This is a genomic window from uncultured Azohydromonas sp., from assembly GCF_937926365.1.
GTDB lineage: Bacteria > Pseudomonadota > Gammaproteobacteria > Burkholderiales > Burkholderiaceae_C > Azohydromonas.
This window is the reverse complement of sequence record NZ_CALAOH010000185.1, coordinates 1-14,568: the sequence shown is the minus strand read 5'-3', so window position 1 is coordinate 14,568 and position 14,568 is coordinate 1. Positions and strand designations below refer to the sequence as shown.

Here is a 14,568-nt window from a genome sequence, read left to right as displayed (position 1 = left end):
TCGGCGAAGGCAACTTCAAGGCGCTGTTCGAGTCGATGGAGCGGGACCAGATCCGGCGCGGGGTGCTGGCGGCCGAGGCGGCTTGACGCTACTGTCCGTTCGCCCTGAGCCTGTCGAAGGGCTTGCAGCTCGGCCGAGCGGCTGGGCTTCGACAAGCTCAGCCCGGACGGAGGCTACTGCCGCGTTTGCACCCCCGGCAGGAACTCGATGCCCGTGCGCTGCACCAGCTCGCGGTAGCTGATCGGCGCGCCGGCCCGCGCCTCGTCGGTGTTCTCCACCCAGTGAGCCCAAGTGCGGCGGGTGGAGGCGTCGAACACCAGCTTGTACAGGTGCGTGGGCACCCACACCTGGTTGGGGCCGACGGCGCGCGGCCTGGGCGTGGCGTAGTGCGGGCCGGTGAACACGTACACCGGTCCCTGCGCGCGCATCACGTAGCTGCGCGTGGACTTCTCGATCCCGGCCCAGGTGCGCTGGTTGTTCACCCGCGACTGCGGCACCACGTTGGCCAGCGAGAAGGACTGCGCCATGGCCGTGGGGTTGGGCATGTCGGCCGCGGGCGCCATGTGGCCGCGATCGAAGCCCGAGTTGCGGTAGTCGTCCAGCGTGGCGCGTTCCGCGCTGGGCAGGCGCGCATCGGCGAAGAAGCGCTGCGCGCGCTGCTCGTCCCGCGCGTCCAGCAACTGCTCGCGCGTGAGCTTCTCCACCACGTACACCGGCGTGCGGCTGCGCCCTGAATGCAGCACGGCGAAGGACTCATAGCAGAGCTCGCGCGGCTGCTGCGCCACCGTCGCGGGCACGCGCGGCAGCTGCTGCGTGGGAAAGAAGCCCTTGCACTGCGCGAAGCCCGTGGGCACCCGCGGCGTCTGCGCCTGGGACAGCGTGCACAGCAGCGCCAGGCCCAGGGACGGGAGCAGCCGCTTGACGGTGGTGGAGGGGAGGAGGGAGGAGGCGGGATGGGGTACTGCGGGGGACAACGACATCTGAAGGCGGCCGGTACGGCACCGCGGGCGCCTCGCGGCGCCGGGACTGCGCGGGAAAGTTGCAAACCCACACAGCTTAAGGCGGTATTCGTCGCCCCCTGGCGCACTCGGACTTGCCGCGCCGCCGCGCGGCGTGCAGCACTGGCGGAATCAGGCCGTTGCGCGCGTGACCCGGGCCGTCGCCAGGCTCAACCTTTGTACGAAGGCCGCGTTCAAGGCCCCACGCGCCGCGGGCGCATCGCGGCCGCGTCGCCCGGCAGCGGTTGCGCCGCCAACTGGGCTTCCAGCCCCGGCATCTGCAGCGTGCGGGCGGGCAGGCCGAACTCCACGCCGAGCTGGCGCAGCTCGCGCAGCAGCGCGAGGTTGATGCGCTGCTGGATGTCCATGTAGGCGTTGTAGTCCGGCGACAGCACGAAATACACCACCTCGAACTCCAGCGCGCTGTCGCCGAAGCCCAGGAAATGCGCCCGGTCGAAGCGGGTCTTGTCCTGCGCCTCGATGGCGCGGCGCACGATGCCCGGCACCGCCTCGGCCTGCTCCGGCGTGGTGCCGTAGCTCAGGCGGAACTTGAACACGATGCGGCGCTTCTCCATGCGCTTGTAGTTGTTGATGGTCTGCTTGAGCAGCTCGGTGTTGGAGATGACGATCTGCTCGCCGCTCAAGGCGCGGATGCGCGTGGTCTTGAGCCCGACCTGCTCCACGCTGCCGACCACGCCGGGCAGGGTGATGAAGTCGCCCACCTCGAAGGGCTTGTCCACCGCGATGGACAGCGAGGCGAACAGGTCGCCCAGGATGTTCTGCACCGCCAGCGCCACCGCCACGCCGCCCACGCCCAGGCTGGCTACCAGCGCCGTGATGTTCACGCCCAGGTTGGCCAGCATGGCCAGCAGCACCACCGCCCACAGCACCGTGCGCAGCGTCCACGACAGCAGCGTGGCCGAGGTGCTGACCTGCCGTGCCATGCCGCCATCGCTGTGGCGCTCCACGTAGCGGCGCAGCCCGATGGCAATGGCGCGGTTGCCCCACAGCCCGAACTGCAGCGCCAGCGTCAGGAACCACAGCTGGTTCACGCGCCCGCTCAGGCGGGCCGGCAACTCCAGCATGGACAGGCCGATGAGCAGTGCCGTCACGAACAGCAGCGCACGGCTGGTGCCCCGCAGCAGGTCCACCAGCAGGTCGTCCACGCGGTTGGTGGTGGCCTGCGCCACCACGCTGGCGCGGCTCAGCAGCAGCCGCAGCGCCAGCCGCATCGCGACCCAGCTCGCCAGCGCCGTGGCCAGCGCCGTGGCCCAGCTCAGCACCGAGGCGCCCAGGAAGGTGGTGGAGGTGAATCCGTCAACGGTAGCCCAGTCCGGCATGCGTCCTTGTCCTTGGTCTCGCAGATCACCCGCGCCGGCGGCGCGTCCCCAGCGTCTGCGTTTGCGGCGCTGCAGCAAACCGCACTCCCGCGCTTGAGGGGCGGCCTCGGGCGCACCCCCTGGCTCCCGGCCCATGGGACAGGGCGGCCCCGCCGCTGGCCCCGTGCGCGCCGAATGGCGGCGTCCCTGACGCGACGCAAAACCTTGTCGCGTGCAAGCCGTCAGCCTTGCGCCCCATGCCTTCCGCCTCTCCTCTTGCAGCGCCGGCCGCTGCCCGCTGGCACCCGCGCGAGTTGCTGGCTTCGCCGCACCGCCTGGGCTTCAGCGCCGGCGCGCTGATGCTGGCCGTCAGCGCGCTGTGGTGGCTGCGGGTGCTGCCGCAGCCTGGAGCGGCCGAGGCCGTGCCGCGCGCGGTGGCGCACGCGCTGTGGATGAGCTGGGGCTTCATGCCGCTGTTCATCGCCGGCTTCCTCTTCACCGCCGGCCCGCGCTGGCTGCAGGCGCCGACGGTGCCCGCGCGCGCGCTCCTGCCCGCGATCGGCGCGCAGCTGGCCGGCTGGCTGGTGTTCGGCCTGGCGCTGGCCGACGGCGGGCCGTGGTCCCCGTTGATGGCCGGCATGGGGCTGGCCGCCGTGGCGGCGGGCTGGAGCCACCTGGTGCTGCGCCTGTGGCGGCTGCTGCGCGCCGGCACCGCGCCGGAGCGCCTGCACGCCCGCGTGGTGCTGGCGGCCTGCACGCTGGGCGCGCTGCTGCTGGACGCCACCGTGGGCGCCGTGGTGGCGCAGGCCTGGACGCTGGCGCTGGCGCTCACGCGCGCGGCGCTGTGGGGCGGCCTGGGCGTGGTCTATGCCGCGGCGCTGCACCGGATGATCCCGTTCCTCGGCGCCGCGTCGCCGCGGCTGGACGCGCGCTGGCCGGCCTGGCTGCTGTGGGCGCTGGTGGCGGTGCTGGGCCTGCAGGCGCTGGCGCCGCTTGCCGAATGGTTCACCGGGCCGCTGCCGGGCCCGGTGCGCGGCGTGCAGGCGCTGGGGCAGGGCGTGGCCGGCGTGCTGCTGCTGGGGCTGGCGTGGCGCTGGAGCCGGCTGCCGAGCCTGCGCCAGCGCCTGCCGGCGATGCTGCTGCGGGGCTTCATCTGGCTGGGCGTGGCGCTGCTGCTGTCGGCGCTGGCGCAGCCGGCCGCGGCGCTGCATGCCTATGCGCTGGGCTTCCTGGGCACGCTGCTGCTGGCCATGGCCTCGCGCGTGACCTGCGGACAGGCCGGCCGCGCCGTGGTGGCGGACGACCTGCTGTGGCTGCTGTTCCGGCTGCAGCAGTTCGCGGTGCTGGCGCGCGTGGCCGCGGCGCTGTGGCCGCTGAGCGCGCCCTGGCTGCTGCCGCTGGCGGCCACGGCCTGGGCCGGCGTGGCGCTGGGGTGGCTGCTGCGCTATGGGCGCTGGCTGGGGCAGCCCAAGGCCGCGCCTCGGCGCGGGTGAGGGCGGCGGGTCATTCCCTGAGCTGCCTTCCGGTCGGCGTGGATGCCCGCCTTCGTGGGCATGACGGCGGCGCTCCGCCGGCCCGTTCCTCGTCCTGCAACTGCCGCCACATCACCTTGCCCGATGCCGAGCGCGGCAGCGAGGGCACGAGCTGCACGAGGCGCGGGCACTTGTAGGCCGACAGGTGCCGGCGCATCCAGCCGGTCAGCGCCCGGGTGTCCAGCGCCTCGTGGCCCGGACGCGGTACCACCAGCGCCTTGACGGCCTCGCCGCGCCGCGCATCGGGCGTGCCGATGACGCAGGCTTCCTGCACGGCCGGGTGCCGGTACAGCAGGGCTTCCACCTCGGCCGGCCACACCTTGGAGCCCGCGCTGTTGATCACGCGCTTGAGGCGGTCCGCCATGAAGAAGTAGCCGTCCGCATCGATCCACCCCAGGTCGCCCGTGCGCAGGAAGCGCCGGCCGTCGAGATCGACGAAGGCCTCGGCGTCGGCCTCGGGCCGGCGCCAGTAGCCGCGCATGAGCTGCGGGGCGCTGAGCACGATCTCGCCGCGCCGGCCGCGCGGCAGCTCGCGCCGCGTGCCGGGCTCCAGGATGCGGGCATCGACGCCGAACATGGGAATGCCCAGGCACTGCGGCTTGGGCCGGTGCGGCGGGTTGAGCAGGGTGGCGGCCATGGTCTCGGTGAGGCCGTAGCCCTCGACGTAGCCCAGCCCCGTGTGGTCCTTGAGCCGCTGCGCCACGGCCTCGGGCATGGCCGCGCCGCCGCCGCGGATGCAGCGCAGGCTGGACAGCTCCAGCGCCCGCAGCCGCGGATGCGCCAGCAGGTCCACCACCATGGTGGTGATGCAGTGCCAGTGCGTGACGCGGTGGCGCCGCACCAGCGCCGCCGCGGCGTTGCGGTCCCAATGGGGCAGCAGCACGACGGTGGCGCCCACGTACAGCGGCACGTTGAGGCTGCCCGTGAAGCCGGTGACGTGGAAGAAGGGCAGCGTGGCGAGGAACACCGCGTCCGGCGGACAGGCGAACCACGCCGCCCCGGCCGCCAGCGCGCTCATCACGCTGGCATGGGTGTGCAGGCAACCCTTGATCTCGCCGGTGGTGCCCGAGGTGTAGGGCAGCACCGCGGGGTCGTCGGGCCCCGCGCGCAGGGGCGCGGGCGGCTGCCCGAAGGCCCGCACGGCGGGCCAGGGCACCAGGCGCGCGTCGGCGGGCGGTGGCGTGGCATCGTTGCCGTCCACCACCACGATGCGCTCCAGCCGCGTGCCCAGCAGCGGCAGCGCTTCGCCCAGCAGCTCGCGGGCGACGAAGGCCACCGTGCTGCCGCTGTCGGCCGCCAGGCGTTCCAGCTCCTCGCGGCGGCTCGCCGGGTTGGCGGGCACCAGCACCGCGTCGGCGCGCAGGATGCCGTAGCAGGCCAGGGCCCAGGCCACGCCGTTGGGCAGCGCCAGCAGCACGCGGTCCGCGCGCCGCACGCCGGCCGCGTGCTGCAGCCAGCCGGCGACGGCCAGGGCCTGGTCGCGGAACTGGGCGAAGCTCAGGCGCGTGTCGCCGCAGACGAGGAAGGGTTTGTCGCCGAAGCGCGCGGCGGCGGCCTCGGCGTTGGCGAAGAGGTGCGTGGCCGGCGGCGCGAGGTGCCGCGGGACGCCCGGGGGCCAGTGGACACTCGCCTCACATGTGCTTGTCATGCGCCGACCCGCCCCCCAGGTCCGCCATCTCCGGCCTGACCTCCGCGAAGCGCAGCACCTTGCCGCCGTGCTCGGCGGCGAACTTGTGGGCGTCGTGCTCGGCCGCGAAGCCGGCGATCGTCGGCCCCATCGAGCCGTGGCGCTTGCTGCCCACCACGTAGAAGCCGCTGCGCGCGTCGAACCAGTGGCCGCGCGGCTGGTCCCAGTCCGCGCGCGCCATGTCCTGCGTGTACACGGCGCGCACCGCGCGCACCTGCTCCGGCTTCAGCAGCGCGGAGAACATCTCCACGGTGTCGCAGAAGAACACCGGCGCGGCGGCGTCGGCATAGTGGATCTGCGCCTTCGGGCCGGGATAGTCGGCCAGCAGCATGCCGTCCAGGTCGCAGGTGGTGGCGGGATCGATCTCCACCGCGGCGACGGCGGCGGCCTCCTTGCGGCCGCAACCGTACAGGGCGAGCGGCGCGGCGCAGGCGGCGAGCAGCAGGGTTCGGCGGCGAGGCATCATGGACGGAATCTCCAGGTGGCAATGGACAACGGCGCCACGATCCAGCCCAGCATCACCAGCCCCATCAGCCACGGCTTGGCCAGCGCCTGCGGGACGATGCTGGTCAGGCCGTAGAGGCTGCGCACGTCGTCGAGTGAAAACACGTTGAGGATGCGGAACACGTCCGCGGGATTGAGCAGCAGCGCCCAGGCGAACCAGTCGCCGCCGGCCTGCCCGCCGGTGAGCACCAGCAGCCCCAGCAGCAGCAGGTCGAACACCAGCACGAAAAAGAACCACAGCGCGATGGCCAGGCCCGAGGCGCGCGTGCGGTCCGAGGCCAGCACCGACAGCATCACCGCCAGGCTCAGGAACACCAGCCCCAGCAGCACCGAGCTGCCCATGAAGTTCAGATAGGGCGCCAGCACCGCCTTGCCCGCCTGCGTGCCCAGCAGCAACGCCACCAGGCCGAAGCCCGCGACCGTGGACAGGCTCAGCGCCGCCGCCAGCCCCAGGTACTTGCCCAGCAGCAGCTCCAGCCGCGTGATGGGCAGCGCCAGCAGCAGGTCCAGCGAGCCGCGCTCGCGCTCGCCCACGATGGCGTCGAAGCCCAGCAGCAGCGCGATCAGCGGGATCAGGTAGATCACCAGGCTCACCAGGCTGGTGATGGTGAACTCGATGGAGCGCAGCCCCACGGCCCCCTGCTGCGCGCCGCCGAAGTAGGCGATGACCAGCGCGAAGGCCGTGAACACCAGCGCCACCGCCAGCACCCAGCGGTTGCGCAGCCGGTCGCGCAGCTCCTTGTGCGCGATGGCCAGCACCTGGCCGAACTCGAAGCTCATGGCGTGCTCCTTCTCAATGCGCCAGGCCGAAGAACACGTCTTCCAGCGAGGGCTCGTGCATCTGCAGGTCCAGCACCGCGCCGCCCAGGCCGGCGAGGGCGGCCATCACCGCCATCTTGGCGTCGCGCGCGCAACGGGCTTCCAGCCGCAGGCCGTGCCAGCGCACGCCGTCCAGCGCCAGCGCCGCCAGCGCGGCGCGCACGGCGGCGGCCCCGGACTCGGCCACCTGCAGCTCCAGCCGCAGCGGCAGCGCCATGTGCTCGCGCAGCGCCTGCACGCTGCCGTGCGCGCGCACGCGTCCCGCGGCCAGGATCGCCAGGCGGTCCACCCGCTCCTGCAGCTCGGCCAGGATGTGGGAGGTGATGATCAGCGTCACGCCCTCGTCGCGCAGCTCGCGCAAGGTGGCGTGGAAGGCGCGGATCGCCTCCGGGTCCAGGCCGGTGGTGGGCTCGTCCAGGAACAGCACCCGCGGCTTGCCCAGCAGCGCCTGCGCGAAGCCCAGGCGCTGGCGCATGCCCTTGCTGTACTCGCGCACGGCGCGGTGGCCGGCGTGGCCCAGGCCCACGCGCGCGAGCACGCCCACGCATTCATGCTCCGGCACGCCCTTGAGCCGCGCCAGGAAGCGCAGCGTCTCCAGCCCGCTGAGGTTGTCGTAGAGCACCACGTTCTCGGGCAGGTAGCCGATGCCGCGGCGCACCGCGCGGAAGTCCCGCCCCGACACCGGCGCGCCCTGGATGCGGATCTCGCCCGAAGTGGGCGCCACCAGCCCCAGCATCATCTTGAACAGCGTGCTCTTGCCCGCGCCGTTGTGGCCGATGAGGCCGAACATCTCGCCGCGGCGCACGTCCAGGCTCACGCCATCGACCGCGCGCACCGCGCCGTACTGCTTCACCACGTTGCGCAGGGTGATGGCGCAAGGGCCGGTGTCGGCCTGCGCCTGCACGGGGTTGGCTCCGGCGGCGCCGCTGGACACGAACGAGGTGCCCATCTCAGGGCTCAAGCGAAGACTGTTTTGCATTCCATTCCTTCCAGTCCGGCTGCGCCGGGCGCATGCGCGGCTTGGGGTCCACCACGCCGGGCACGCGCAGCACCGGGAACTGCTGGCTCACCAGGCGCAGCGCCTGCACCGCGGGGCTGGCCAGCAGCAGCCGCGCCGAGGGGTGCTGCCACACCAGGCGGTCCACCAGGTCGTTGGCCTCGTAGCGCACGTCGCCGCGGCCGTCGCCGTCGCGGTCCCAGCCCAGGTAGTTGCTCCAGTGGTTGCCGCTCTCGGCGCCCCAGGCCTCGTCGCGCGCGCCCACGTAGCGCACCTGCTCGCGGTTGCCGATGAAGTCGTTGCCCTCGACGCGGTTGCGGGTGGAACCGGCCGAGAGGTGCACGCCGACCTGGTTGTTCACCACCAGGTTGCCACGCAGCTGCACGTACTCCACGTCGTAGATGAAGAAGCCGCGCGCGTTGCCGGCCACCACGTTGTTCTCGATCACCGAGTCCTGCAGCGTGCGCAGCATGATCCCGTGGTCGGTGTTGCCCCAGGCGCGGTTGTTGCGCACGACCTGGTCGCGCACCTCCATCAGCGCCAGGCCGCCGCGGTTGAGGTAGCTGTCGTTGTCCTCCCACAGGTTGTGGTAGGAGTTCATGTAGTGCGTGCCGTAGCGGCTGTGGTGCAGCCGGTTGCCGCGGAAGACGGCGTGGTGCGAGACGTCCACGTACAGCGCGTCGCGCACGAAGCTGATGTGGTTGTGCTCAATGCGCGCGCCGGTGGTGTCGTAGAGCTGCACGCCGTTGCCGCGCTGCGAGGAGCCGTGGTCGCGCTTGCCCACGATGAGGTTGTGCTCCACGCGCACGTCGTTGGCCTTCTGGATCCACAGCCCGAACAGGTTGTAGACCAGGTCGCAGCGCCGCACCGTGGCGCGGTGCGAGCCGGGCGTGACGTAGACGCCGGCGTTCTGCTGCAGCAGGCTGCTGCCCGAGTCGCGCACGATCAGGCCCTCGATCGTCACGTCCGGCGCGGCGATGCGGATGGTGTCGCCCTGGAGCCCGCCGCTGATGGTGGGCCGCTGCAGCCCGCGCAGCGTCAGCGGCTTGTCGATGCGCAGGTTGCCGGCGTAACGGCCGCGCTGGACCTCCACCACGTCACCCGCGGCGGCGCGGTCCAGCACCGGCTGGATGGCCTCGCCCGGACGCACCGTCCAGGTGGCGGCGTGCAGCGCCAGCGGGAGCATCAACGCCAGCAGGCTCAGCAGGCGGCGGGTCATGCGCATCCTCACACCAGCGCGCCCGCGGCCTTGAGCGCCAGGAACAGCGCCGCGCCGATGAGCAGGTTCTTGAAGCCCACGTAGCACAGCATGTCCATCACGTTGGCGACGCGGTAGCGCCGGCCCCACCACGGGCCGTCCTTGACGTAGCGCTTGGCGCGCAGGCGGATCAGCACCTCGTACACGCTCCAGCCGAACCACCAGGCGATCAGGGCGCCGGCGCGCAGCTCGCCCAGGGCGCCCAGCACCCAGGCGATGGTGGCGGCCAGCGCCAGCGCGATGCCCGCCGCGTGCAGCGCGACGTGCGGCGCGGCGGCGCCGCGGCGCCAGGGCCAGAGGTGGTCCCAGGCCTCGGCGCAGAGCCGGGCGGCCACGCCTTGAGCGGCGGCGCAGGGCGGTTGCACCGGGTCGGTGGGCATGCGGGGATCGACCATGGCTTTCATGCTTTGGGCGCCGGACGGGCCGGCTCGGAGGCGACCGGGATGATGGGAATGAAGTAGCCGTCGCGGCCGATGCGCGTCAGCGGCAGGCCCTCGCGCTCGCGGCGCTTGCGCTCCTTGACCAGCGGCGGGCAGGCGTGGGTGTCGGTGTAGAGCACCATGCAGTCCAGGCAGTGCAGGCATTCGCGGTGGTCGATGCGGCCATCGGCGTCGATCGCCTGCGCGCCGCAGCCCGCCGCGCAGGCCTTGCAGCTGTTGCACTCCTGCTTGCGGCGCAGCCCGAACCAGCGGAAGGTGGAGGGCATCGCCAGCGAGGCGCCCAGCGGGCACAGGTACTTGCAGAAGGGGCGCTCCACGAAGATGGACAGCCCCAGGATGCCGGCGGCAAACAGCGTGTACGGCCACGAGCGCTGGCCCCAGCCGACCAGGAAGGTGGTCTTGAAGGGCTCCACCTCGGCCAGCTTCTCGGCCAGGCCCATGGAGAACATCGACACCGACAGCAGGCCGAAGAACACGCCGTACTTCACCCACTTCAGCTTGTCGTGCCACCGCCTGGGCAGCGCGCGCTGGAAGCGCTTGAGGCCGATGGCGCCGCCGAGCTTGTACAGCAGCTCCGACAGCGAGCCGAAGGGGCACAGCCAGCCGCAGAACAGGCCCCGTCCCCAGAGGAAGACGGTGACGATGATGAAGATCCAGAACAGGAAGATGAACGGGTCGCTGAGGAACAGCTCCCAGGTCCAGTGGAACAGCAGCGCGTGGAACCAGGTCAGCACCTGCGTCACCGAGGGCTGCGCCATCGCGCCGAAGCCCACGAAGCCGATGCTCAGCAGCCAGGCCGAGTACTTGAAGGCGTTGACCGGCCACTTGTTCTTGCGCGTGGCGCGGCGGGTGAGCTGGTCGCGCAGCGCGTACACCACCGCCACCGCCACCAGCAGCGCGGCGAAGAGGCCGATCTCCACGGCGCGCGCCTTCCACACCTTCACCCATGCCGCCTGCGGCTCCTCCACCACCGGGCGGCCGCCTTCCAGCGCGGAAGCCGGCAGCCAGTAGGGGGCCTCGAAGTTGGCGAAGCTGCGCGTGCCGGTGGCGCGGTCCACGCGGTTGCCCAGGAAACCGAACTTCCAGGGATAGGCGGCCGAGAAGGCCGGCGAGCGCACGATGAAGATGGCCGATTCGGTGTAGCGCGGCGCGCCCGCGGCGGCCAGGCCGTAGAGGGGCAGGTAGTCCAGGTCGCGGAAGGTGAAGCTGTCCAGGCCCTGGCGCACCAGCACGCGGTCGTAGATGCCGCCGCGCACGAAGCCCGAGCCCTTGAAGGACTCGACGCCGCCGCTGCGGATCACGAACAGCGCCTGCTCGCCCGGCTTGAGCTGCTCCATCAGCCGCTTCCAGCCCTCGGCGCCCAGCAGCGCGCGCCCGGCATCGGGCGGGTTGAGCAGGCCGAACCACAGCTCGATGAAGGGCGTGGCGCTCTTCTCCAGCCCGACCTGCTCGGGCTTGACCACCAGGCGCTGCACGCTGCCTTCCTTGGCCAGCGCAGCCCAGTCCAGGGCGCGCCCGGCGTCGGTGAACTTCGCTTGCGGGCGCACCGTGGGCGCCAGGATGCCGGTCTGCCGCGCCACGGCGGCGCCGGAGGTCATCATCACCTGGTTCTGCGCGATCACGGTGACGGTGGCGCCGGAGATGGCGTCCAGGCCGATCACGCCCTCGCTGGGCCGCGACTGGCCGATCTCGATGTTGTCGCCGACGAACTTGCCCAGGTACTGGTCGTTGAACTTCGTCAGCGCGGATTCGGGGATGCCCAGCAGCAGGATGGGCTCCGAGTGCTTGAGCACCTTCACGCCCGTGAAGCGGCCCTTGAGGTCCATGCCGATGAGCGTGACCACCGGCTTGCCCGAGTACGCGGGCGTGTCGGTGATGTCGGTGGACAGCATCACGTAGCCCAGCAGCCTGGGCTTGCCCTGGTCGTCGGCGTAGGCCTCGACGTAGGGCGGCTGGCCCTTGCGTTCGGAGAAGGAGGTTGCGCCGGGGAATACCTCGGCGCAGGGCGCGAAGTCGCACAGGCGCGGGCCGTGGATGCCTTCGGGCAGTTCGGCCTCGTAGGCCGTCGAGGCCCACATCGGCGAGGCGCCGAGCAGCACGGCGGCCAGCGCGCACAGGCGCAGCAGGAGGGACAGCAGGGTCATGGGAGTGAAGGGAAGGCCGCGCGCCAGGCAGAGGGGTATTCCGTTCGTCCTGAGGTATCGAAGGATGAACGGCCCCTGCCGTGGTGCAGCCATCTCAGCCTGACGGATTCGCACTTCGATACCTCAGTGCGAACGGGTCATTTCAGAAGCCAGATGAAACCTGGAGTCAGGCCTCGACGATCATGCGGGTGCGCATCTCCAGGTGCAGCGCATGGCAGAAGTGCGTGCAGTAGGCCCAGTACACGCCGGGCTTGCCCGCCGTGAACGTCACCGACTTCGTCTCCAGCGGGTTGACGATGAAGTTGATGTTGTGCTTGGGAATGGCGAAGCCGTGCGTGAGGTCCTCGACCTTGTCGAGGTTGGTCAGCACGATGGTCACCTCGTCACCCTGCTTGACCTTGAACTCGCGCAGGCTGAACGCCGGGGCCTGCGAGGTCATGCGGACGGTGACCTTCTTGCCGTTGCGCGTGATGCCGGTGTCCTTGGGGTCCTTGACGGCCTGCGGGTGGTCGTCGAGCTGGTAGACCTGCTTGGGCTTGACGATGTCGCGGCGGAAGATGATGAAGTCGTGCGGCTCGCCGCGTACCGGGTGATCGGCCACCAGCACCATCTTGTCGCCCGAGATGTCGATGAGCTGCTCGTTCTCCGGGTGCAGCGGGCCCACGGGCAGGAAGCGGTCCTTGGAGAACTTGCAGCCCACGGCCAGCCACTTGCCGTCGGCGCTCTTGGTCTCGGAGTGCGAGGCGTTGAGGTGGCCGGGCTGGTACTGCACGTCCACGCGGTCCACCACGTACTTGGCGTTCTTGTCGCCGTTGTGGAACTTGATGGCGGCGTCCACGTTCCACTTCACCACCTGGCTGTCCAGGAACAGCGTGGTGTAGGCGTTGCCGCGGCCGTCGAAGGCGGTGTGCAGGGGGCCCAGGCCCAGCTCGACCTCGGCCACGATGGCCTGGTCGATGTTCTCGAGCTTGCCGTCGAACCAGTCCAGCACCTTCTGCAGCTCGATCACGGTGCCCGTGGGCGAGAGCTTGCCGGCGCAGATGAAGTACTTGCCGTCGGGGCTGGCGTTCACGCCGTGCGGGTTCTTGGGCACGCTGACGTAGGCGGTCAGCGCGGTCTTGGGGTCCTTGTTGGCCTCGCGGGTGCCGTCCACCACCGGCACCTTGGAGTCGCCGACGGTCTTGAACTTGCCGGCCTTCACCGCCTCCTCGATGCGCGCGATGTTGAAGAACAGGCACGCGTCGCGCTCGGCGGACATCATGTCCTCGTACTTGGCGCCGCCCTCGACGTTGTACTGGTTGGTGGCGGCGAGCTTGCCGTCGTAGGAGGTGGCGGTGAGGTCGCAGTTGCCGTCGATCAGCACCTGCCAGCGCAGCTCCATGCTCTCCGCGTCCACGCAGGAGAACATCGTGCGGTACTTCTCGGGCTTGTCCAGGTCGCCGGCGCTGAGCGGGATGTGGAACTCGGCGCCACAGAACACGCGCGTGGTGTAGTTGATGTTGGGATCAACGGGATCGCGCTTGTCGGGGAAGATGCCGTGGAAGCCCTGCACGTTGGGCAGCTCGGTGATCTTGTCGCAGGTGAAGGTGTCCAGCCGGATGCGCGCGAGGCGGCTGTTGATCTTGTCGTTGATCCAGGCATAGCGGCCGTCGTAGTCGCCGTCCTTGTAGGAGGCATGCGTGTGGTGGCTGTCGGCCACCGTGTACTTGAGGCTGCCGTCGGGCTTGGTGCCCATGATGGCCTTGGACTCGTTGGTGATGCCCCAGCCCACCAGTGCATCGGGCACGAAGCAGGGGATGCGCGTGATCTCGCGCCCCGAGGGCAGGCCCAGCACGCGCATGTCGCCGGTGTGGCCGCCGCTCCACAGGCCGTAGTAGGTGTCGAGCTCGCCCGGCTTGAGGTGGATGCTGCCGTTGCCCTCGCCTGGGTTGGGCTGCGGCGCGTGCGAGGCCGATGTCTGGGCCGTGGACGCCGGCGCCGAGGCGGGTTTGTCGGAGCAGGCCGCCATGCCCACGCCGGCCAGGCCGGCCGCGGCTGCGGTGTTCAGGAAACGGCGCCGGGCCATGCCGGTCTCGGGAGCCGCGATTTTCTTCTTCAGGCCGATGTCCATGGAAAATTCCTTAAACCAGTTCAAGTTTTTTGCCTAAACAGGCGATGAAACTGCATCTTCGACCACCGCCTTCCATTTATGCAGGCTGAATGATTGAGATATACCGGCGGTACAGCTTTGAGGTGGATCAAGTTGAAGCATCACGGATGACAATTCGCCGAAAAATCAATCCTAGAATTCCCCACCGAAATTGACGACGGATAGGTGACACCCATGAAATACCTCACCCTTTCGATGGCGCTGTGCGCGCTCGGCCTGGTCGCCGCCTGCGGCCAGCAGGAATCGGCGCCCGCGCCGCAGGCCCCGGTGGCCGCGGCCACCACGCCCGCGCCGGCCGCCACCCCGGCACCCGAGGCGGAGAACGCCGCCGGCAAGAAGGTCTACGGCTCGACCTGCGCGATGTGCCACGCCGCAGGCGTCGCGGGCGCGCCGAAGCCCGGCGACAAGGAGGACTGGGGCCCGCGCATCGCCCAGGGCGCGGACACGCTCTACAAGCACGCGCTCGAAGGCTTCAACGGCGCCAAGGGCGCGATGCCCGCGCGCGGCGGCAACACGGCGCTCAAGGACGAGGACGTCAAGGCCGCCGTGGACTACATGGTCGCGGCCTCGCGCTGAGGCGAAGGCTTTTCCTTATGCAGCGCGAACTTGGAACTCGTTCCGGCGGCGGTGCGCGGGCCGTGGCCGACGCGCAGCGCCGCCGGCTGCTGCTGGGCGCTTCGGCGCTCGCGCTGGGCGCCTGCGTGGCGGCCTGGCCACGGCG

Annotated in this window: 10 protein-coding genes and 1 pseudogene; 2 read left to right on the top strand and 9 right to left on the bottom strand. The window is 70.9% G+C overall.

The features are described 5' to 3' along the window. Positions 1-173: 173 nt before the first annotated feature. Both Q0741_RS20000 and Q0741_RS19995 read right to left on the bottom strand, forming a co-directional pair. Positions 174-980 carry a DNA/RNA non-specific endonuclease gene (locus Q0741_RS20000; RefSeq protein ID WP_298234950.1) on the bottom strand — a complete coding sequence of 269 codons (807 nt, stop codon included), beginning with the start codon at positions 978-980 and terminating at the stop codon, positions 174-176. A 212-nt stretch (positions 981-1,192) separates the two neighbouring features. Next, complete coding sequence (locus Q0741_RS19995) at positions 1,193-2,338, bottom strand: mechanosensitive ion channel family protein (protein ID WP_298234949.1); 1,146 nt, start codon at positions 2,336-2,338, stop codon at positions 1,193-1,195. A 236-nt stretch (positions 2,339-2,574) separates the two neighbouring features. Between Q0741_RS19995 and Q0741_RS19990 the strand changes: the two genes are divergently transcribed. After that, on the top strand, positions 2,575-3,810 hold the full coding sequence (locus tag Q0741_RS19990; RefSeq protein ID WP_298234948.1) for an NnrS family protein: 1,236 nt from the start codon (positions 2,575-2,577) through the stop codon (positions 3,808-3,810). A 10-nt stretch (positions 3,811-3,820) separates the two neighbouring features. Here the strand turns inward: Q0741_RS19990 and Q0741_RS19985 are convergent, their stop codons facing one another. From Q0741_RS19985 to nosZ, 7 genes and pseudogenes are all read right to left on the bottom strand, one after another. Next, positions 3,821-5,497, bottom strand: a complete 1,677-nt coding sequence (locus Q0741_RS19985) for a long-chain-fatty-acid--CoA ligase (RefSeq protein WP_298234947.1) — start codon at positions 5,495-5,497, stop codon at positions 3,821-3,823. Continuing rightward, positions 5,481-6,002 carry a nitrous oxide reductase accessory protein NosL gene (locus Q0741_RS19980; RefSeq protein WP_298234946.1) on the bottom strand — a complete coding sequence of 174 codons (522 nt, stop codon included), beginning with the start codon at positions 6,000-6,002 and terminating at the stop codon, positions 5,481-5,483. The genes Q0741_RS19985 and Q0741_RS19980 overlap by 17 nt, the downstream gene beginning before the upstream one ends. Next, positions 5,999-6,820, bottom strand: a complete 822-nt coding sequence (locus tag Q0741_RS19975; protein ID WP_298234945.1) for an ABC transporter permease subunit — start codon at positions 6,818-6,820, stop codon at positions 5,999-6,001. Before Q0741_RS19975 ends, Q0741_RS19980 begins: the two co-directional genes overlap by 4 nt. 13 nt (positions 6,821-6,833) lie before the next feature. After that, complete coding sequence (locus Q0741_RS19970; protein ID WP_298234944.1) at positions 6,834-7,808, bottom strand: ABC transporter ATP-binding protein; 975 nt, start codon at positions 7,806-7,808, stop codon at positions 6,834-6,836. Position 7,809: 1 nt separating this feature from the next. Continuing rightward, on the bottom strand, positions 7,810-9,081 hold the full coding sequence (locus tag Q0741_RS19965) for a nitrous oxide reductase family maturation protein NosD (RefSeq protein WP_298234943.1): 1,272 nt from the start codon (positions 9,079-9,081) through the stop codon (positions 7,810-7,812). Between the two features lie 2 nt (positions 9,082-9,083). Further along, a pseudogene (locus tag Q0741_RS19960) lies at positions 9,084-11,632 on the bottom strand (4Fe-4S binding protein). A gap of 232 nt (positions 11,633-11,864) precedes the next feature. After that, a complete protein-coding gene (gene nosZ / locus Q0741_RS19955) occupies positions 11,865-13,808 on the bottom strand; it encodes a TAT-dependent nitrous-oxide reductase (RefSeq protein ID WP_298234942.1) in 1,944 nt (647 codons plus the stop codon). Positions 13,809-14,021: 213 nt separating this feature from the next. Here nosZ and Q0741_RS19950 point away from each other — a divergent pair, with 213 nt between their 5' ends. Continuing rightward, complete coding sequence (locus Q0741_RS19950) at positions 14,022-14,423, top strand: c-type cytochrome (protein ID WP_298234941.1); 402 nt, start codon at positions 14,022-14,024, stop codon at positions 14,421-14,423. Positions 14,424-14,568 lie beyond the last annotated feature (145 nt).